Origin of the sequence: Salinisphaera sp. C84B14 (assembly GCF_040361435.1) — a bacterium.
In the GTDB taxonomy this organism is placed as follows: Bacteria; Pseudomonadota; Gammaproteobacteria; order Nevskiales; family Salinisphaeraceae; genus Salinisphaera.
Window position 1 is genome coordinate 13,257 of sequence record NZ_APNL01000022.1, and the last position, 18,829, is coordinate 32,085.

19 protein-coding genes are annotated in these 18,829 nt (G+C 62.6%); 2 read left to right on the top strand and 17 right to left on the bottom strand.

Annotated elements, in window-relative coordinates:
• Positions 1 to 167 precede the first annotated feature (167 nt).
• From C84B14_RS15965 to C84B14_RS15975, 3 genes are all read right to left on the bottom strand, one after another.
• A complete protein-coding gene (locus C84B14_RS15965; RefSeq protein ID WP_353225566.1) occupies positions 168 to 743 on the bottom strand; it encodes an LOG family protein in 576 nt (191 codons plus the stop codon).
• 532 nt (positions 744 to 1,275) lie between these two features.
• Entirely contained in the window at positions 1,276 to 2,352 is a 1,077-nt protein-coding gene (gene atzD, locus C84B14_RS15970) for a cyanuric acid amidohydrolase (protein WP_353225568.1), read from the bottom strand.
• The gene (locus tag C84B14_RS15975; protein ID WP_353225570.1) at positions 2,353 to 2,610 is read right to left on the bottom strand and encodes a hypothetical protein; all 258 of its coding nucleotides are present in this window, start codon (positions 2,608 to 2,610) and stop codon (positions 2,353 to 2,355) included. It abuts the gene before it with no gap.
• A 10-nt stretch (positions 2,611 to 2,620) separates the two neighbouring features.
• On the opposite strand from C84B14_RS15975, the gene C84B14_RS15980 reads away from it, so the two are divergent.
• Positions 2,621 to 3,031, top strand: coding sequence for an allophanate hydrolase-related protein (locus tag C84B14_RS15980; RefSeq protein WP_353225572.1), 411 nt, complete (start codon positions 2,621 to 2,623; stop codon positions 3,029 to 3,031).
• Positions 3,032 to 3,619: 588 nt separating this feature from the next.
• Entirely contained in the window at positions 3,620 to 4,108 is a 489-nt protein-coding gene (locus C84B14_RS15985) for a DUF302 domain-containing protein (RefSeq protein ID WP_353225574.1), read from the top strand.
• A gap of 12 nt (positions 4,109 to 4,120) precedes the next feature.
• Here C84B14_RS15985 and C84B14_RS15990 read toward each other — a convergent pair whose 3' ends face one another.
• From C84B14_RS15990 to C84B14_RS16055, 14 genes are all read right to left on the bottom strand, one after another.
• Positions 4,121 to 4,678, bottom strand: a complete 558-nt coding sequence (locus C84B14_RS15990) for a DUF3280 domain-containing protein (protein ID WP_353225575.1) — start codon at positions 4,676 to 4,678, stop codon at positions 4,121 to 4,123.
• Between the two features lie 38 nt (positions 4,679 to 4,716).
• Positions 4,717 to 5,454 carry a hypothetical protein gene (locus C84B14_RS15995; RefSeq protein ID WP_353225576.1) on the bottom strand — a complete coding sequence of 246 codons (738 nt, stop codon included), beginning with the start codon at positions 5,452 to 5,454 and terminating at the stop codon, positions 4,717 to 4,719.
• Positions 5,447 to 6,358, bottom strand: a complete 912-nt coding sequence (locus C84B14_RS16000; protein ID WP_353225578.1) for a quinoprotein dehydrogenase-associated putative ABC transporter substrate-binding protein — start codon at positions 6,356 to 6,358, stop codon at positions 5,447 to 5,449. Before C84B14_RS16000 ends, C84B14_RS15995 begins: the two co-directional genes overlap by 8 nt.
• Complete coding sequence (locus C84B14_RS16005; RefSeq protein ID WP_353225579.1) at positions 6,358 to 7,155, bottom strand: quinoprotein dehydrogenase-associated SoxYZ-like carrier; 798 nt, start codon at positions 7,153 to 7,155, stop codon at positions 6,358 to 6,360. The genes C84B14_RS16000 and C84B14_RS16005 overlap by 1 nt, the downstream gene beginning before the upstream one ends.
• 104 nt (positions 7,156 to 7,259) lie before the next feature.
• Positions 7,260 to 8,159 (bottom strand): quinoprotein relay system zinc metallohydrolase 2, encoded by a 900-nt coding sequence (locus C84B14_RS16010; RefSeq protein WP_353225581.1) that lies wholly within the window; start codon positions 8,157 to 8,159, stop codon positions 7,260 to 7,262.
• 48 nt (positions 8,160 to 8,207) lie between these two features.
• Positions 8,208 to 8,804: a c-type cytochrome gene (locus tag C84B14_RS16015; protein WP_353225583.1), complete on the bottom strand. Its 597-nt coding sequence runs from the start codon at positions 8,802 to 8,804 to the stop codon at positions 8,208 to 8,210.
• 108 nt (positions 8,805 to 8,912) lie between these two features.
• Complete coding sequence (locus C84B14_RS16020; protein ID WP_491731242.1) at positions 8,913 to 10,859, bottom strand: methanol/ethanol family PQQ-dependent dehydrogenase; 1,947 nt, start codon at positions 10,857 to 10,859, stop codon at positions 8,913 to 8,915.
• 455 nt (positions 10,860 to 11,314) lie between these two features.
• The gene (locus C84B14_RS16025; protein ID WP_348765258.1) at positions 11,315 to 11,695 is read right to left on the bottom strand and encodes a hypothetical protein; all 381 of its coding nucleotides are present in this window, start codon (positions 11,693 to 11,695) and stop codon (positions 11,315 to 11,317) included.
• A gap of 178 nt (positions 11,696 to 11,873) precedes the next feature.
• Positions 11,874 to 12,539 carry a response regulator transcription factor gene (locus C84B14_RS16030; protein ID WP_348765259.1) on the bottom strand — a complete coding sequence of 222 codons (666 nt, stop codon included), beginning with the start codon at positions 12,537 to 12,539 and terminating at the stop codon, positions 11,874 to 11,876.
• A 162-nt stretch (positions 12,540 to 12,701) separates the two neighbouring features.
• Positions 12,702 to 14,912, bottom strand: a complete 2,211-nt coding sequence (locus C84B14_RS16035) for a xanthine dehydrogenase family protein molybdopterin-binding subunit (protein WP_353225635.1) — start codon at positions 14,910 to 14,912, stop codon at positions 12,702 to 12,704.
• A gap of 25 nt (positions 14,913 to 14,937) precedes the next feature.
• Positions 14,938 to 15,927 (bottom strand): FAD binding domain-containing protein, encoded by a 990-nt coding sequence (locus tag C84B14_RS16040; protein ID WP_353225585.1) that lies wholly within the window; start codon positions 15,925 to 15,927, stop codon positions 14,938 to 14,940.
• Positions 15,928 to 15,936: 9 nt separating this feature from the next.
• A complete protein-coding gene (locus tag C84B14_RS16045) occupies positions 15,937 to 16,611 on the bottom strand; it encodes a (2Fe-2S)-binding protein (RefSeq protein WP_353225586.1) in 675 nt (224 codons plus the stop codon).
• A 109-nt stretch (positions 16,612 to 16,720) separates the two neighbouring features.
• A complete protein-coding gene (locus C84B14_RS16050; protein ID WP_353225588.1) occupies positions 16,721 to 17,374 on the bottom strand; it encodes a nucleotidyltransferase family protein in 654 nt (217 codons plus the stop codon).
• Positions 17,371 to 18,399, bottom strand: a complete 1,029-nt coding sequence (locus tag C84B14_RS16055) for an XdhC family protein (RefSeq protein ID WP_353225590.1) — start codon at positions 18,397 to 18,399, stop codon at positions 17,371 to 17,373. Before C84B14_RS16055 ends, C84B14_RS16050 begins: the two co-directional genes overlap by 4 nt.
• Positions 18,400 to 18,829 lie beyond the last annotated feature (430 nt).

Sequence of the window (18,829 nt, forward strand, 5' to 3'; positions counted from 1 at the left end):
TTTAGACGCGTCCACAGCCGGCCAGAAGCGGACAGCGTAACGATCGATTCGCCTGGCTTGCTCCCCTTTGGATGGGGCCACTCCTTGATGGCGGGCTCTAGTCGGGTCGACAGCAGACCCTTGGCGTAGCGCCTAGAAGCAACAACGCCGCTGTCAACAGATCTTGATTAGAGCCATTTCGAAACCGTGACCGGCTCGAATTCCCGCAATCCGGTGATCAACGAATCCGGGTCGCCGTCGACGACGATGGAGTCGCGATGTGCGGCAGGCAGGAATGATTCGGCAATCATGTGGTCGATCAGCGCCATGAGCGGGTTATAGAAGCCGGCGATGTTATAGAGACCGGCCGGTTTGTCGATCTCGCCAAGCTGATTGAGCGTCCAGACTTCCATGAATTCCTCGAGCGTGCCGATACCGCCCGGTAGGGCGATGAAGGCATCGGCGACCTGCGCCATGCGCGCCTTGCGTTGACGCATGGAATCCACGATTTCGCTTTCATGCAAGCGTGGATGGCTGTGGCCCTTGTCGTGCAGCCGCTGGGTGATCACGCCGTGCGCGTGCCCGCCGCCGTCGATTACCGCATCGGCGAGTACGCCCATCAACCCCTTGTGCGTACCGCCATAGACGATACCCAGACCGGCTTGCGCGATCGCGCTGCCGAGCGCAGCGGCGCCGTCGGCATAACGATCGCCACGGCCGGTATTGGAGCCGCAGAACACGGCAATCGTCTGGATTCGAGGCATGAAACGTCATCCACATGAGTTAAAGGCGCAAGTATGCGATGCGTACCGGCGGCTCGCCAATGCGCGCCTACAGTGCAGCTGCGCCGGCATGGTGCGCCCGTGTCGGTGCTGCGATAGGCGAGGCTTCGAAAGAATATTTGTCGCCGTTCATGCAGCAATGATCATGCAGATAATCTGGCAGTCGATTACAACCCAGGCTTCAGGCGCGATACGCCCAACATGACTGGCGATTTCGTGCACGTCGTGCCACGCAAACCGGCGGACGTGCCCTATGGCCGGCGATCTAGCAACTGCCGAGCGATCCGTGCGCATAATCGACCCTCGACAAATCAGAATCAGGGGCGAATTCTACGGATCGTGGCCCTGCGCCAGCGGCCTCCATATAAGAGGCTTCGGGTCGCGTGAGCGTGTGCCATGTAGTCGAAGACGCCGCGATTATCTACTGTCTTGCAGCGCGCCTTGCACGCAGACGTCGTCGAACACCTGCGTACAAGAGAAGCCGCACTTCAAGCCGCTACCGCGCTAACCGTCTCTAGCGAGACAGGATCGCCGCAACGACACCGCCCCCGGCCGGCCCCTGGTGCTCGGCGCCGCCGGAGACATAGATCATGGGATCACCAGCGATGGAAGCGATCACGCCGCCGACGACCGCCCGCGCATGCCGGGTATGGTTGATATCGGAGTCGTCGATCATCGTATGTCGGCGCCCACGGACCTGACCGCTCGGATCGGCTTCGGCCTTGGCGAAGACCTGGACGAGCCGATGATCGGCGTTTTCGCCGCCGATAGCCAGGCCGACGGCTCGCGCGTCGATGGCGTCGTTCATGACGCCGTGTGCGGCATAGAGATCGCCGGTAGCGGTCGCACTGTTACCGAACACGATCACTTCACAATAGTTCAGTTCGCTGCCGGCAGAAGCGGAGGCAACCCGGCTGAAGCGATCCATGGCTTTCAGTACGTGATCATCGGCAAGCGTGTCCGCTTCGATCTCGCCGAGTGCAAGCGCGGCACCGAGCGCGCTCGCGCCCCGGGAATAGCCCATGGACTTGTAGGTATCGGTGGTCACCGGCACGCCGCCGGCGGCTTCGGCTTTCGCGATCCGCGCGCTGGTCAGCAGCGGGCACTTGATCTGCACATAGTGAACATCGGAGGAGGCCTCGATACCGGCCTGGCGACGGGCATCGTTGACCGCCGCGGCCACGGCATCGACCTGGGCCATGCGCCCAAGCGCGGCCGGGGCGATCGTCGGGGTGCGGGCAATGCCTACCGCCAGCGCTTTTGCGCCGTCGGCGGCCGGCGGCGATGCGCTCGGCGTGCGCGTAATCACGGTGATATGCGGGGTCAGCACGCCTTCCGTGCCCCCGGACATCACCATGGCGATCTCATTGGCCGCCGCACCGATATGCCCGGCGAGCAGTTGGCGCAGGCTTTGCGTGGCATAGCCACGGGTGAAATCGTTTACACAGCCATTGCCTTCGGTCTTGCCGAAGATCGCAACGATCCGCTGCGGGTCGATTTCCGCCTTATCGATCATGCGTTCCAACCCGCGCGTATCAGCGGGGCCGGCGGTCGCGATACGGTGAACCGCGGTGGTATAGGACGCGGACATTCAAACTCCTTGGTAAGCATCTTGCGTGTAAACAAAGCGAGAACCTTGCCAAGATCGAGCGAGCGTCGCGTGCCTGACGATAAAACGGTATCCAGTTGCCGCCTTTGTATCGAATGATTTCGTCTTCACGAAGCGGCGCTTTCTGCCTTTTGTCGATCGCCAATCGATCGCTTCGACGATCGACGGGTTCGCGTTCGGCCGGCTTGAGTTTCTTACCGCCGGCATCTTGTCGCGCGGAAAACGAAACGGTTTATCCATGGAAAGAGAGATGACGCAGAACGACACGCTTTTTTTTATCTGCGGCTCGGCGCTGTCGGGGCAACCGGATCACCACACGCTTGGTCAGGCGCGCCTTGTGAAGGCCGCCAAGACCGCGCCACACTATCGGCTGCACGATGCGAACGAAGGATGGCATCCGGCGATTCGGCTCGCACAGGCAGATGAGCAGGGCATCGCCATTCTCGGCGAGATTTATGCCCTGAGCGATGCTCAGTTCGACACGCTGCTTGCCAGCGAGCCGCCCGATCTCGTGCAATCCACTGTCGAGATGGACAGCGGCGAGACGATCACGGCCATGCTATGCCCGCAGGCCACGATCGACGAACATGGGTGGCCCGATATCTCGCAGCACGGGGGCTGGGCAGCGTTCAAGGCCAACGCAGATTCCACAACGCCCTGAGAGGTCGTCTGGCACTTGGTGTACGGGCCCCCGGCTACTGGCTGCGAACGGTGTGGATCGGTGAACAACGACCGGTTGCTTTCAACAACAGCCGTCTGTGACGACCGCGGCGTAGTACAACCATCGCCGGGTCGACGGCCCCGGTTCGCCACAACCGGCCATCTCGCGTAACAGCCAGCGGCCACGCCCTCTGCCAAGCGACGCCGCCGCGTCGACACGTCGCTCCATGTTACGCGGCGTGGGCGCCCTTGGCATTGGGTGCTTGTTGCGTCCGCCCCGGTATGTCTGTGCCCCGGTGTATGCGCGAATGCCCGCCGGGGCGTTACACCGAAAACGCAGCTCTCAGCAGTCGCGCCTGAACCCGGGACCGCAGGCGCTGCCGAGCGGATTGGGTATGTGCTTGTCGACGCACGTCGGAAAAACTGATTTGCGCGGCTCGTCGACGCCACTTCATAACTCGAAAAGCGGGGGAGACCGATAGGGCGTGACCTGCGTGCGACGCAAACGGCGTCATCACATGTTCGCCAGGCAGCGCGCCTATACGTCTGTCATGAGTAACTAACCCGCGTGCCGTGATAGATTCGCGTGATGCGTGCAATCGTTTTTCCTGCTCGTCTGCTCTTGCTGGTGGCGCTTGCTATCGCGTCTGCCGCCGGTGCGAGCGAGCGTGCACGATACGATCGAACGGCGCCGGCGGATAAGGCGTTTGTGGATGTCGTGCTCGATCTCGAGCAGTCGATCGGCCAGCACAATTTCGCCCTGGTCGGTCGCAACGATATCGGCGACGCCGTACGCCGCCGCGGGCATGCCCAATTCGGCGATGCCACGATCGTGCACTTCTGCAACCTCGAATATGCGCGTCGTGTGATCGAAATCGAACCGAGCCTGATCCTGTATATGCCCTGTCGTATCGCGATCTTCGAAAACAACGAGCGTATCCATGTCGCCACGCTGTTATTGCCAACGACAACCGATTTCGATCGTTTCAATACGTTGGCCACGCAGATCAACACTCAGCTTCGACAGATCATCGACGCTGCTGTCGCCCCCATGGTCGCCCCGGTCGATCCCGGCTGAACCCGGCCAAGATCAGCGCTGCTCGTTAAGCGCGGCCTGACGGGCGTGATAATTTGCCGGCAGGCTATGGTTGACCAGATAGAGCGCGGCGGCACGCCAGGTGCGGTCGGTATTGCCGCGCATGTCCACCGATCCCCCTGCCACGGCCTTGCCGCGCTCGACGTCGTAAAGCGTGGCATTGATATTGATGATCAGGTTGCTGACTTTCTGTACCCAGCCGGTGAGTACCAGCTCGGCGCCTGCGGCCCGGCCAAGATCGATTTCGCAGCCGTTGCATTCATACAGATAGCGATAGCTTTGCCGAGCCTGAGCGATATCCTCATTGATCGGTGCGGCATCGACGAGGCGGAACTCTTCGCGGCCTGAAAGAGCGCGTTGCACGATCGCCTGGGTGCGCTCAAGACGGGCGACGTCGGCCGCCAGCGGGCCGTGGTTCATTTCGCCCTGCAGGCTGGAATCGACCATGTCGAAGGGCAGCATCAACAGCGTGCGGGGCTCGCCTGCGGTGCGGGCGTCGGCCATGCCGACCCCGCATATCGTTGCCATCAACACGGCGAACAGTGCCTGCATGGCCTGCCTGCGCGCCGTGGTAACGGCCGGCTTGCACATCACGGCGTGTTCGGCGTGTGGCTATCAGGTGGCAGCAGCGTCATTCGGTCGAGTGTTTCGCCACGGCCGTCGCCGGCGGGCGTGCTCGCGCGCAGCTCGAGCACGCCGCCCGGCACCGCATCGGAGAGAACGAAGGTGTAATGCCGCTTGACCGCATCCGCCATCTTTTCGCGATGGCCGCGCTCGTCGGCGTAGGGTTCGAGTTCGATACGCTGCACGGCGACCTGTTCGCCGCGATAGTCGGCGATATCCTCGGTCACCGACGCTGAATCCTGCAGGGCGAACTTCACCCGCCGCTGAAAGTAGCGCCAGCTGCCGCCGGTCTGCTGGGCAAGCGTGGACACGTCGTTTTGCAGAAACATCATGATCACCGGGTTGCCGCGGGCGTTATCGACTTCCGGCATATAGCGATGACGCTCGTCGCTGAGGAAGTCGATTGCTACGTGCTTGCCGGCCTGGTCGCTGCTGTCGATGTTCAGCAATACCCTGTCGTCGTAATCTCGTTCGCTATCTTCGTGTTCACGGTGGGCAAAGGCGTAGGCGAGAGTCGCGGGCGTCTGTACGTCGTTCAGGTGATCGGTCATGAAAAGCAGCCGGTTCGCCTGCGAGAAGTCGCGCTGTTCGGATGCGTCGCTGCCGGTCTTCGCTGCCGCCGACGCGGCCGTGCAAGCGAGCACGAGCAGCAACACCCACGAATATCGCAGCGTTCGGCCAAGGCGTGTATGCGGTTCAATCATCGTCGTCTTCCGGCATCTGGCGATCGACGTCGCGCAGGGGCACGCGGGGGACGCCGTAGTCGTCGAGAATTGCATCGATCGCGTCGCGGTTGTCGTCGATGAGCCCTTGCACGGTATCGAGCCAATCGTCGTTGCCGTAGCGCACGCCCATGGAGACGGGGAAATCGAACATCGGCCCGTCGTCGCGGGTGAACGGCACGACCGCGATATCGACGGTATCGATCTTCTGGGCGTAATAACCGGCGATCGGTCCCCATACCACGGCGATATCGATATCGCCGTTGACGAGGTCCTTAGCCACCATATCCGCGGGGTCGACGTCGTAACCACCGGACTGGGCGCGGTAGCTCACGATCTGACCGATCATGCCGTGCTGAATAATCCAGTCCCCCGGCGGCGAGCCGGTGAATACACCAATCCGCAAGTCGTCTCTTTGTGTCTGGGGCAGGCCGAGCAGGTCGTCCGGGCGTTCGATCGTATCCAGACCGTGGCCCTTTAGATAGGCCAGGGTATAGGTGGAGCGGTAATAGGGCCGCGTGGTCTTGCCCACTTCAAATGCGCTGCCCACGCTGATGATCAGATCGCAGGCATAGCGATTCTCTTCGGCAATCCAGCGCTTGAGGGTATTGCGGCCGAAGCCCATCTGCTCCGGCATCCAGGTGTATTCCACCGGCACGCCGAGTTTGGCGCCGAACAAGGCGGCAATACGGTTCTCGAAGCCTTCGCCCGCTTCATTTGAAAAGGGCATGTTGCTCGGGTCGGCACAGACCCGTAGCGCTTCTGCGGCAAGGTTTTCGACGCTGCGCGTGCGCTGTGCCAGCGCCGGCATGGCCACGCCGAGCGCGAGCAGGGCGACGCCCACGTTGCGCCGTAGTCGGGGGGAGAATGGTATGCGGGTATTCATCAGGTCTTTCCATCGGCGGTCGTTTGGGTCGGGGCGGCGCCGGGCTCGGCCGGCCAGGTCTGGCGAAACTCGTTGCCCTTGTTGTCATGAACCTGCGCGCCGAGATCGCCGGCCGCGTCTCGGGCGACATCGAACTGCAGGCTCGGGTTGGCGCTTAGCGAAAAGGTCATCGTCGAATCCAGCACCAGGACGTCGCCCTTGCGCAGGGTGATGGCATCGACGAAATGGGGCGGCTCGACCAGCCGGGTGAGCTGGTCCATCTGCAGCCCCGTGATGTTCGGGTGCCGGATCATGAGCTGGCTTCGTGTTTCGTCGCTGCCGTCGACGCGTACACGGCGAAGCCGCATCTGGCCCATGTTATTGCGGGCCGCGTCCAGATCGCGGCCGATCGGGGCGGAGCAGCCACCGCTGGCTTTCACATAGCGTTTCACCATATATAGCTGGCCATCGCTGCTCTCGGCGAGCACCCGTATATAGGTATAGGAATTCACTCGTACGCGCAGGGCGAGGGTGGCCGAACGCGCTGCGGGGCCGAACTCGAAGGCGGCCGACATCGGCACCGGATTGTTGTCGATCACGAGCCAGAGCTTCTGGATCGGCGACGCTTCGGTACCGGCGCGGTGATCGGTAATCGTGATCGGTACCACCGCCGGGTCTTCGGCACGGTAGGGGGCATCGAGCGTAACCACGTCCTGGCCATCGGCAATCGCGCGATCGCCGAAATACTCGGCCCGCAGGCTCTTCCAGGCCGCTTCGTCCTGGTCGCGCCGTTGTACGTCCGCCACGGCCGTACTCATAAAGGCAAGCATACATAGGCCCGCGAGCCATAGCGTGGCAGTGCTCGCACGGGCGCGCGTGGGCGCGACGTCTGTATGCGCAGCGTTGTATCCGGGCTCGATCGTCATTGCCACTCCAGTTCGGTATAGGCGGCCGTGACATTACGCACGTGATAGTCGTCGAACAGCAGCCAGCGATCACGCTCGCCGCGCGCGACGTGCCTGGTGGTATAGGCGAGGCCGTAGCCGTCATCGATCGCGCTTTGGACCTGGTCGCGGATTGCCTCCAGGTAATGCGTCTGGGGTGCCAGCATCGCGTCCAGTCCTTGCCCGGCCGGGCCGTGACCCGGCACGACATGGGCCACTTCGCGGGCCAGGGCGTCGAGCGACGCCGTTACGTCCAGCCAGCCGGACAGGCTGGCATCGATCGCCGGCACGCGGTCGACGAACAGCAGATCGCCGGTGAACAGCGTATGGCTGGCCTCGTCGAATACGGTGAGATCGTTATCGGTATGCGCATCGGCCCAGGCGGTAAGCTGCAGGGAGCGACCGCCCAGATCGAGTCGCATGCGCGAGTCGACCACGTCGTCAGGCATGACGATCCAGCCGTCGCTGACAGCCACGCCCAGCGTACGCTCTGCGCGCTTGAGATAGGTCGTACGCCGTGCGGCCAGGGCATGGGCGAAACCCGCAGCCGCGATATAACGCGCGTCGGTATCCGCGAAGGCGGCGTTGCCGAAGACGTGATCCGGGTGCATATGCGTATTGATGACGTAGCAGACCGGCGTCGACGTACGCACCTCGATCGCACGCCTCAACGCTCGGCCAACGTATGGGCTGCCACCGGTATCGATCACGGCGACACAGTCCGCGCCGATCACGAAGCCTAGATTGGCGATATCACCGTGGTTGCGATCATCGGCCTCGGCCTGCAGGCCCGAGTGGACGAATACGCCGTCCGCGATCCGGTCCACCTCGAATGCAGGCCTCGTCTGTGCGGTCGCCGCAGCGGTACTGGCGAGCATGGCAAGACCTGCCAGGCGAATCCGCAGACACGATCGCACGACGGCCGATCAGCTCTTGTCGTCCATCGGCTTGGGCCTGCCGGCCGGCAGTTCGCCGTCGGAGCGGGCTTTGAGAAACGCCCAGATGTTCTGCACGTTGTTCATCACGTCTTCGTTGTTCGCCCAGGCCGGCATCACGCTGTACTGGCCGGTGGTCGAATCCAGTCGCGTCACGCCGCCCGCCACGGCGGCGGTGAATCGTCCCTGGTTCATGCCCTCGAGGCGTTTGACGAGACTGGGCGCGAATGTACTGCCTTCCGCGTTCTGGGCATGACACTGCGCGCAGTGGCTGCCGAACTTTTCGTAGCCGACCATGACGTTCTTGCTGACCTTGCAGTCGCTGCCCGCACAGTCGACCTGGTAAAGCTCGCCGTCGTCGGCGGCCTGCTCGCGCGAGTGAGTCGAATCGCCCGACTTGCTCGCGCTCGTATCTGCGGCCTGCGATTCGTCTTTCTTGCTACTGTCGCCCGAATAGCCGTATTCGGCTCCCATGCTGCTGTAATCGTTCACGATCGGACCATCGTCGGCACCCACCGCGGCTGTGGCCAGTCCGAGGCCAGCCAGGGCGACGAGCGATACGACGATCGTCTGGCGATTGGGGATCATAGAAAACTCCTCGATTGCACCTTGAGCCGCTTCGCGGCCAAGAAAAAGCCCGTATCCGTCGAGCGCCAAGCAGAACGGATACGGGCAGGTAAGGCATACCAATACGCGTTACTTGGACGCGACTTTTTCGCTGGTACGCGCTTTTTCGGCGACGGCGTCGGGCAGGGTGAATACGGTCAGAACACCGCCCAGCTGGGTGAAGTTCTTCAGATCCTTGTAGCCACCCACGGCCCCCAGGCCGGCGTTCGGGTCGGTCAGGCCGGCGGCCATGCCGATACCGGCCCAGCCGCCAATACCGGAGAGCACGCCGATATACTGTTTGCCGTCGTATTTCCAGGTATTGACGTTGCCGATGATCCCCGACGGGGTCTTGAAGCTGTAAAGCTCCTCGCCGGTCTTGGCATCGATGGCCTTGAGATAGCCTTCCAGCGTGCCGTAGAACACCACATCGCCGGCGGTGGCCAGGGCGCCGCTCCATACCGAGAAGCGCTCGGGTACCGACCACTTGATTTCGCCGGTTGTGGCATCAAAGGCGATGAATGTGCCCATTCGCTTGCCTTCGAACTCCTTGACCGGATTGACGATATCGTTGGGGCCCGGGTACATGGCCACGGTGGAGCCCACGTACGGCTGGCCGGCGGTGTAATCTACCTTCGACGGCTCGTAGTCCATGCACACGTGGTTGGTGGGCACATAGAACAGGCCGGTCTTCGGCGAATAGGAGGCCGGCTGCTGATCCTTCGAGCCCAGCGCGGCCGGGCAGATATTGGTGACGTTCTGGTTGACCTTGCCATCGGTGGAATATTCCGACACTAGCTTCGGACGGCCCGTCTCCATATCGATTTCGCTGGCCCAGTTCACGGCCGGGTCGTATTTCTTGGCGACCAGCAGCTCGCCGTTGGTACGGTCCTGTGTATAGGCAAAGCCGTTGCGATCGAAGTGGACGACGAGCTTGCGCTGCTTGCCATCGATTTCCTGGTCCACGAGGATCTTTTCATTGACGCCGTCGTAATCCCATTCGTCGTGCGGCGTCATCTGATAGAGCCATTTCGCCTCGCCCGTATCCGGGTCGCGGGCGAACAGGGTCATGGAATACTTGTTGTCGCCGGGCCGCTGGGTCGGATTCCAGGTACCCGGGTTGCCGGTGCCGTAGTAGAGCAGGTCGAGGTCGGGGTCATAGGTGAACCAGCCCCAGGTAGTGCCCCCGCCGATCTTCCACTGGTCGCCTTCCCAGGTCTTCAGGCTGGAATCCTTGCCGACCGGCTTCTGGGTGATCGCGTCGATGGTCTTGTCCGGGTCGATGAGCATGGTGTCATCCGGACCGGTGCTGTAGGCACGCCAGGCCAACTTGCCGTCGTCGATGTTGTAGGCGGTCAGATAACCGCGTACGCCGAATTCGCCGCCGGAAATGCCGGTGATGACCTTGTCCTTGACCACAAGCGGGGCGTTGGTAGCGGTCTGGCCCTTGCTCGGATCGCCGTTCACGCTCTTCCAGATCACCTTGCCGCTGTCGGCATCAAGCGCGACCAGCGTGGTATCGGCCTGCTGGAGAAATATCTTGCCGTCGCCATAGGCCAGCCCGCGGTTGACGGTATCGCAACACATTACCGGGATAACGCGCGGGTCCTGGACCGGTTCGTACTTCCACTTGATGGCGTGGGTTTCCAGATCGAGCGCGAATACCTTGTTGGGGAAGGGCGTCGATATATACATCGTGTCGCCTTTGACCAGCGGCCCGCCTTCGTGCCCGCGCAGCACACCGGTCGAGAATGTCCAGGCCGGTGCAAGCTGACCGGCGTTTTCGCTGTTGATCTGATCGAGTTCGCTGTAGCGCTGGCCGTTGTACTGGCCGCTCCACATGATCCAGTTATCGGGGTTCTTCTGCATTTCGACCAGGTCGGTCGATTGCCCTTGACTGCTCTGAGTGGCCGAGCCGTTGTTGTCTTTCTCAGCCTTCTCGCCTTGGGCAAAGACGAGACCGGACCCCAGCAGCGAGGACACGGCTAGCGCAGCCGTTGCCAGGCGTAGCGTCCCTATGGCGGGTTGTAGTTTCACGACGTTTCTCCTCCGTCACGTAATTTTTATATGGCATCGGCCATTGTTTTTTGTACGGATCAGGCCGTGCCGAGCGGGGCCTGTACGAACGGTGCGTCCGGTCAATCCCCTCACGTTTTCGATAGCACGGCGCAACGGTGGCGTCAACGGATTCGAAGAACTCGAAACGCGTGTTGCAAGTCATTTTTTCCCGATCTTGATGGGCGGGATCTTTTCCCGTCCGGGCCGAACGCCCGCGCTGCAACAGCTGTGGAAAAAGTCCGCGATCCGGACAGATGCATGTCACGCACATGCGTTCGTTTCCCACATACGCCTAATTCACCATAGGACTGCCTTCAAAGCGCAGACCCGGATCGGCTCCCAGCGCGCTGCGGCGCAGCATAAACCGTCGTTTTACAGTGGTTTGAGTAAGACCAAGGTCTATGAAAAAAGGCTGTCGAAGCGCCCGAAAAGCCTCAGTCGCGCGTGCCGGTGCTCGGCTCGATCAGGCATTGCTGCGCGGCCTGCGCCTTGATGGCAGCCAGTCGATTTCGACTCTCACGGGCGATCGAGCCCTCACGCAGAACCTCGGGGCGCTCGCCGGCGGCATTCTGGCCACGCTGGTAGGTATCAAGGGTGACGTACTCGTCATAGGGCAGCCGATCGGCGATGTAGTCGATGCTGCATGAGCATTTGTAGAGCGTGTCGTAGTTCTCGCCACCGAGGCGATTCATGCACTCGTAGGCATATTCGACCCGGGCCTGTGTCGGGTAGTCATGGGCGGGGGTTCTATCGGCGAGCGCCGGCAGCGGCAGGCACAGCCCGCCCGCGGCCAGCAGCGGCAGCATGTATCGCATCGGTCTCCTCCATAATTATTTTTGTATAGGTGCCGGCTTACATTGCACCGATCCGGGCCAGGGGCGCAAACGCGACTTGGCCGCCCCGTATGGCAAAGCAGGCGCGTTCGAACCGCAGACCGCGACTGTAGATACACCATGGCCGTCGCTCGCCTGAGGCCGCCCGCTGGCCCGGCGCTTAGACGGCGTCGCTCAACCGATAGCCCACGCCGCGTACGGTACGAATGAGCGATTCCCCGCCCACTTCGGCGAGCAGCTGGCGAAGCCTGTGCACGTGGCCGCGCAGGGCGGCTTCCGACGCCGGCCGGCACTCCGGCCAGACCGCGTTCTCGATGGTTTCGCGCAGGACGATGTCGGGATGCGCCTGAACCAGCAGTTCCAGGATGCGGTAGCTCGTCGGGGCCAGTGGCACCGTTTCGCCGGCACAGTGGGCAACGCCCAGATCGGGGTCGAGCTGGAGGGCCGCGCTACCGACCGATTTGAGCCGCCGTCGCTTGTAATGCACCGCCGACTCGAGACGCGCATAAAGGTCTGGCAATTCGTTGGACGCCAATACGCAGTTCTCGATATTGGCGATCGGCTCGCGGGGCGCCCGGTCGCTGCCGGTGAGTACAAGGATTGGCGGGCCGGAACCGAGGCCGGCACGCAGGCGGCTGCATAGCCCGTCCCCATCGACCCTTGGCGGGTCGGGATCGAGAATGACCGCATCGTAGCGATGTGCATCGCACAGGCGAATTGCCAAGGCGCCATCGGAGGCGAAATCCGGATCGTCACCCCGACTGCTCAGATAATCGCCGATATCGATCGCCCGGCGATCGTCGGACTCGATGATCAATACGTCCATCGTCACGTTTTGCCTTAATTGATATCCAGCAGCGATACGATCTAAGACATCGTTCCGGCACAAAGGTTTAACGCTAGAGGCGAATAAAATTGATGAATCGACAAAGGGCGTGCCACAAACACGAAGGGCGGCCGCAGCCGCCCTCGTGCATACCGCGACGTGCTATGCGCTCATCAGCTGTTCAAGACGAATCGGCAACTCGCGAATTCGCTTGCCGGTGGCATGGTGCACGGCGTTGGCAACCGCTGCCGCCATTCCTGTCACACCGATCTCGCCAATGCCTCGGGCTCCGAACTCATTGAAGGCATAGTCCGGATGGTCGAGCAGAATGACATCCACCGAATCGGGCTGATCGGCATGTACCGGAACAAGGTATTCGGCATAGTTGTTGTTCACCGGTAGCCCCGAGCGTTCGTCGTACTCGGTGGCCTCGAACAAGGCCATACCGATACCCATGGCAATGGCCCCTTCGACCTGATTGGCAGAGGTCTTTTCGTTAATGATCTGACCCACGTCGATGGCGCTGACCACGCGCGATACCCGCAGGCGGGAGATGCCCGGATCCCAGCGAACCTCGACGAAATGGGCACCGAAGGAGCGGAAGGAATACTCGCCCTGGGGTGCGCCCGGGGTGTGCGCCTCGCCGTCGGCGTTGGCCAGCTTGAGCTTGCCGAGTACGTCGGTATAGGCGACCGATTTGCCATCACCGTCGCTGAGCTTACCCTCATCGAAGCTCAGATCGTCGGCCTTGGCGCCTGCGAAGGCGCCGCCGTCGCCGATGGCATAGCTCTTCAATGCCTCGATGGCCGATCGCGTGGCTTCGGCAATGGCGGGCAGGGTGGTGGCCGTGGCCCAGGAACCGCCCGACACCGGGCCGCTCGGGTAGCTCGAGTCACCCAGTTCGACCTCGATCTTGTCGATCGGAATACCGGTGATCGAGGATACCGCCTGGGCCACGATCGTGTAGGTGCCGGTGCCGATATCCTGGGTGGCACAGGAGGCATACGCCGTGCCGTCGGCACGCAGCGAAACCCGCGCATCGCAGTTCATCTTCAGCGCTTCCCAGTTGCAGGCGGCCATGCCCCAGCCGATGATTTCGTCGCCGTCGCGCATCGAGCCGACCGCGTGATCTCGCTTCGCCCAACCAAATTTCTCTGCGCCCTTATCGAAGGCCTCCATCAGGTGGATGCTGGAGAAGGGCAGATCCATGCTCTGGTCGCGCTCGGTGTAGTTCGCCTTGCGAAACTCGAGCGGGTCCATGTTCAGCTTTTCGGCCATTTCATCCATGGCCGATTCCAGCGCGAACAGTCCGGGCGCTGCCCCCGGGGCGCGCATGGACGTCGGCGTACCGTGATTGGCGCCGATGGTCGCATGGCTTACGCGCAGATTTTCGCAGTCGTAGAGACTCTTCGTGCAGCTGCCCGTGCTTTCCACATAGGTATCGACCATCGACGTGGTGTTGATCGAGTCATGGGTGAGGGCGGTGAGCTTGCCGTTGTCGTCAGCGCCGATACGAATCTGCTGCTGTGTGGGCGGGCGATGCCCGGTGGTAGTGAACATCTGCTGGCGGGGCACGACCAGCTGCACCGGCCGACCGACCTCGCGGGAGACGGCCGCCGCGGCGATCGCATGCGGCCAGATCCAGAGCTTGCTGCCAAATCCGGACCCGATGAACGGTGAGCGCACCTCGACACGCTCCGGCGCCAGGCCGAACACCTTGGCCATGACGTTGCGCGCGAAGATCACCCCCTGCGACGCTTCGTAGAGCACCAGGTCGCCGTTTTCCCAGCTCGCCGTGCTGGCATGCATCTCCATGGGGTTATGCGTTTCCATGGGCGTGACATAGGTGACGTCGATACGGTTGGTCGACGACTCGTAGGCGCTATCCGGATTGCCACGGCTATGGCCGCTGGACTTGGCCGTTTTGGGCTCGCCGCCGCGCTCGAGCGCCTGACTGAGCGTGGCGATCGGCTCGGCGTCGGCGCTGTAATCGACCTTTACCGCATACGCGGCCGCCCGGGCGTTGGCGAACGTATCGGCGACCACCAGCGCCACGAACTGGCCCGGGTAGTAGACCTTGCCGTCCTCGAACGGCAGACGGGTTTCGTCCACCTTGTTTTCCTGGGCAAAGCTGCTCGGGGTGCGATACAGATCTGGGAAATGGTCGTGATGGAAGATATCGATCACGCCCGGCATCTGTTTCGCTTTCGACAGATCGATATGGTCGATCGTGCCGCTGGCTACGGTGCTGAACACGCCATAGGCATAGGCCATGTTCGGCAGATGATGATCGGCGGCGTACATCGCTTCGCCGCGCAGCTTCTGCGGGCCATCGATACGCGGCTTGGACGCACCGATGATCTTGGCTTGAATCTTGTCGGTCATGATGGGTTGTCCTCTACGCTCGGGCTGCGGTGGCGTGGGTCAGGCTACGTACGATCGCCTGCTGGCCGAGCGGAATCTTGAACGCGTTGTGTTCGTAGGGCGTGGCGCCCTTGAAAGCGATCTCGGCGGCCTTCTTGAAGCTTTGCTCGGTGGCGGGCTCGCCGATCAGGGCCTGCTCGGCCTCGCGGGCACGCCAGGGTTTGGTGCCGACCCCGCCCAGCGCGATTCGGGCATCGCGGATGGTGTTGCCTTCGGTGGCCACGATCACGCCGCTGGACGCCAGCGCAAACTGGTAGGACGCCCGATCGCGCAGCTTGAGATAGGTGGAACGACTACCCTCGATAGGCGCATCGAGCACAACGTGGGTGATCAATTCGTCGACGTGCAGCGCATGCTCTTTCTCCGGCGAATCGCCGGGCAGCAGATGAAAGTCGAGGAAATCGATTTCGCGTTCGCCGTTTGGCCCCGTCACGAGCACTTTTGCGCCGATGGCCGCCATGGCCACGCACATATCGGACGGATGCGTCGCAATACACTGTTCGCTGGTTCCCAGCACGGCATGCACGCTGCGGTTATGGCCGCCGATCGCGGCACAGCCGGACCCTGGCTCGCGCTTGTTGCAGGCCGATACGCCGTCACGGAAATACGGGCAGCGCACGCGCTGCATCACGTTGCCGCCGGTCGTTGCCTTGTTGCGCAGCGAGGTCGAAGCCCCGGACAACAGCGCTTCGGAAAGCACCGCATATTTTTCGACGACGGTTGGGTGATAGGCGAGATCGGTATTGCTGACCATCGCACCGATCTTGAGCCGGCCGTCGTCGAGTGCTTCGACGTCGTAAAGCGGCAGGCCGTTCACGTCTACCACGCGCTCGGGCTGCATGATGTCGATCTTGACCAGGTCGAGCAGGGTGGTGCCGCCGGCCACGAAGGACGAGGCCTGGCCGGCATGGGCGGTCACGGCCGCATTCACGCTATCGGCTTTCTGATATTCGAAATTTCGCATGGCCGCCTCCTAGACCTTGCCGCGGGTGGATTGAACCGCCGCGAGGATGTTCTTGTAGGCGCCGCAGCGACAGATGTTGCCGCTCATGGCTTCGCGCACGGCGTCGTCGCTGTCGCCGATATGCGAACTGTTCAGCACGTAGGTCGCGGTCATCATCTGGCCGGCGGTGCAGTAGCCGCACTGATAGGCGTCTTCATCGAGAAAAGCCTGCTGGATCGGATGCAGTTCGCCGTTTTCGGACAGGCCTTCGACGGTGGTGATCTCGTCGCCGTCGTGCATGACCGCGAGGCTCAGACAGGAGTTGATGACCGTGCCGTTGACGTGCACGTTGCAGGCGCCGCACTGTCCGTGGTCACAGCCTTTCTTGGTGCCGGTCAACTGCAGCTCGTCGCGAATCGCGTCCAGCAGGATCACGTTCGGGGCGACATCGATCTGCTTCATCTGCCCGTTGATCTTGAACTTGACCCGGGTCTTGCCGGCCGCCGGCGCCTCACCGGTCGCGGCCGGGGCTTGGCCATCATCGGCGAAGGCCTGGCCGATACCGGCGCCCGAGGTTGCGGCAGCGATGCCGGACATGCCGACGGTCTTCATGAAACGACGCCGGGAGGCCGAATGCTTGGGTTGACCCGGGCGTGTTGCCTCGCCAGCGTCACTGGCGGTGCCGCGGGGTTCGCGGTTGCTCATGGATTTCTCCAGTTTTGGGGCAACGCTCGGCGCGTCGCTCGGTGGAATATTCTTTTCTTGTTTATTTGTTTAATTACGCTGTTTGGATGCATCGGTAATACTGATACTTCTACACCATAAACGATGAACGGATCGAGACAGTTTGGTTTTCGCTATCAGTCCGATTGAAGGTCTTTTGCGCATGGCGTAACGCAGTGGGCGTATCGACATCCTGTACGCAGCCGGGGGGGGCTTCGATCAAGCGACAGCGCTCTGTGGGTACCTGTTCAAGCACCGTCTTGGCGCCCTGATCACCCTCGAGAGTGGCCAGCTCTGCAAACAAACGGCGTGCCACGATCACCGGATGCCCCGGGCGGCCACGACACACCGGCCGAACATAATCCAGGCCGGGCCGCCACAGCCGACAGAGTCTTGCCACGGTACGGCGCTCGAGATTCGGCATGTCGGCCAGCAAGATCAGCGCCGCCTGGCACCGGCTGGGCAGCGCTTGCAGACCGTAATGCAGGCTCTGTGCCATACCGTTGCGATAGTCGGCGTTGTTAACGAAACGATACCGTCGGCGCCCGTCGGGGCGTCGCCGAATCGTGTCGCGCACGCGCCGTGACGCCCGGCCGGTGACGATCACGACGGGCCGAAGTGGCTGATCGTCCAATGCCGCCAGGCTTCGCGTGATAACGCGCTGTCCGCTGCATCCGGCGAGGAGCTTGGAATTATAGCCGTAGCGCGTGGATGCGCCAGCGGCCAGTACGATGGCCCCAATCAAGCCGTGGCCGCGTTCACGCGCGGTCGCAGTGCGACCAGTTCGGCCAATACCGACAGGGCGATTTCGCGCGGCTCGCGTGCATTGATCGACAGTCCGGCCGGCGTATGCAGCCGGTCCAGATCCGAATCGGAAAAGCCGGCCGCGCGCAGGCGTGCGCTGCGATCCGATGCCTTGCTTCGACTGCCGAGGGCGCCGACCGCGAACGCTGGCGAAGCCAGCCCTTTCGCCAGGGCAGCATGGTCGTCGTCGATATCGTGCGTGAGGGTATACAGCGCCGTGAAAGGATCCAGTTCAAGCGCCGCCAGCGCGCGCGCCAGCGGGCGGGTGTCGTAATGCGCCAATGCCGTGCCCGGCGGCGGCGAAGGCGGCCCGTACGGCCGAAGCAGGACCACCTCATAACCGAAACTCGGTGCCAGCTGAGCCAGTGCGAGGGTTACGGGGTCGCCACCAGCGATGACGAGCCGCGCCGGCGGCAGATAACGCTGGCGAAATACGCGATCACTGCCTGCGGGCTGCGCCGACCCGTAGCGGTGCGTGCCGGTATCGAGGTCGATCGCCACATCCAGTGGCTGTCGCTGGTCGCGCGCTTGCTCCCAATGCTGGATAAACGCGCCCGGCTCCTCAAGCGCGCGTACGAATATGCCAATACGACCGCCGCAGGTCAGCTGTACATCCAGCACCGGGCTACCGGCACCATAGTCAAGCATGACCGGTTCGCCCGTTTTGAGCACATCGAGCGCCTGAGCCGCGACGGCGCCTTCCACGCAGCCGCCGGATACATAGCCGGCCACTTCGCCGCGATCATTGATTGCCATCTCGCTACCGAGCGGACGGGGCGATGAGCCGGTAACGGCCACCAGCGTCGCGAGCACGACACGATGCCCGTCGGCATGCCAGCCCGCGACCACCGGGTAGAGATCGTCGATCAGGCCGTAGACGGGCCAGGCCGGCCATTGCGCCCGTGGCGTCGCAGCTGGCCGTGTATCACGCCGACGATCAGTAAAGGAGATAAGAGTGTCTGTCATGTGCTCCGACATTAGCCGCTTGCGCCAACGCGTGTCACCAGGGCGACGAGCGGGCCGTGTCATGGGGTATCGCTTGAACCACGCCCGGACCGCGATTAACCAATATGTTCGCACACAATACAATGCCGCGCCCGCAGCGCGTGTCGGCGGCTGGCAGCGCCCGGGCACTGTCAGCCGCGCCGCTACTGTGGCCGGGGCTATGCTAGCATTCCGCCCATGAGCGCTCGCCATCCGACCCTGCAACGGCTCGTCGCCGTATTGTTGATCGCCTTCGTGGCGGTCAGCGCACAAGCTTGGGCGGGGCATATCGATTGGCCGGCGGAGCAGGGCAGCGCCCACGCCCATATCGAGACCACAGCGCTCGACGCGCAACCGGCGACGACACCGGGCAGCACGGATCACGCCAGCCACAGCGATCATTGCTGTCACG

Coding starts and splice junctions, on each gene's coding strand:
- C84B14_RS15965 (WP_353225566.1), bottom strand. CDS start 743: ATGCCTCGAATCCAGACGATTGCCGTGTTCTGCGGCTCCAATACCGGC.
- atzD (WP_353225568.1), bottom strand. CDS start 2,352: ATGTCCGCGTCCTATACCACCGCGGTTCACCGTATCGCGACCGCCGGC.
- C84B14_RS15975 (WP_353225570.1), bottom strand. CDS start 2,610: ATGGATAAACCGTTTCGTTTTCCGCGCGACAAGATGCCGGCGGTAAGA.
- C84B14_RS15980 (WP_353225572.1), top strand. CDS start 2,621: ATGACGCAGAACGACACGCTTTTTTTTATCTGCGGCTCGGCGCTGTCG.
- C84B14_RS15985 (WP_353225574.1), top strand. CDS start 3,620: ATGCGTGCAATCGTTTTTCCTGCTCGTCTGCTCTTGCTGGTGGCGCTT.
- C84B14_RS15990 (WP_353225575.1), bottom strand. CDS start 4,678: ATGCAGGCACTGTTCGCCGTGTTGATGGCAACGATATGCGGGGTCGGC.
- C84B14_RS15995 (WP_353225576.1), bottom strand. CDS start 5,454: ATGATTGAACCGCATACACGCCTTGGCCGAACGCTGCGATATTCGTGG.
- C84B14_RS16000 (WP_353225578.1), bottom strand. CDS start 6,358: ATGAATACCCGCATACCATTCTCCCCCCGACTACGGCGCAACGTGGGC.
- C84B14_RS16005 (WP_353225579.1), bottom strand. CDS start 7,155: ATGAGTACGGCCGTGGCGGACGTACAACGGCGCGACCAGGACGAAGCG.
- C84B14_RS16010 (WP_353225581.1), bottom strand. CDS start 8,159: ATGCTCGCCAGTACCGCTGCGGCGACCGCACAGACGAGGCCTGCATTC.
- C84B14_RS16015 (WP_353225583.1), bottom strand. CDS start 8,804: ATGATCCCCAATCGCCAGACGATCGTCGTATCGCTCGTCGCCCTGGCT.
- C84B14_RS16025 (WP_348765258.1), bottom strand. CDS start 11,695: ATGCGATACATGCTGCCGCTGCTGGCCGCGGGCGGGCTGTGCCTGCCG.
- C84B14_RS16030 (WP_348765259.1), bottom strand. CDS start 12,539: ATGGACGTATTGATCATCGAGTCCGACGATCGCCGGGCGATCGATATC.
- C84B14_RS16040 (WP_353225585.1), bottom strand. CDS start 15,927: ATGCGAAATTTCGAATATCAGAAAGCCGATAGCGTGAATGCGGCCGTG.
- C84B14_RS16045 (WP_353225586.1), bottom strand. CDS start 16,611: ATGAGCAACCGCGAACCCCGCGGCACCGCCAGTGACGCTGGCGAGGCA.
- C84B14_RS16055 (WP_353225590.1), bottom strand. CDS start 18,399: ATGACAGACACTCTTATCTCCTTTACTGATCGTCGGCGTGATACACGG.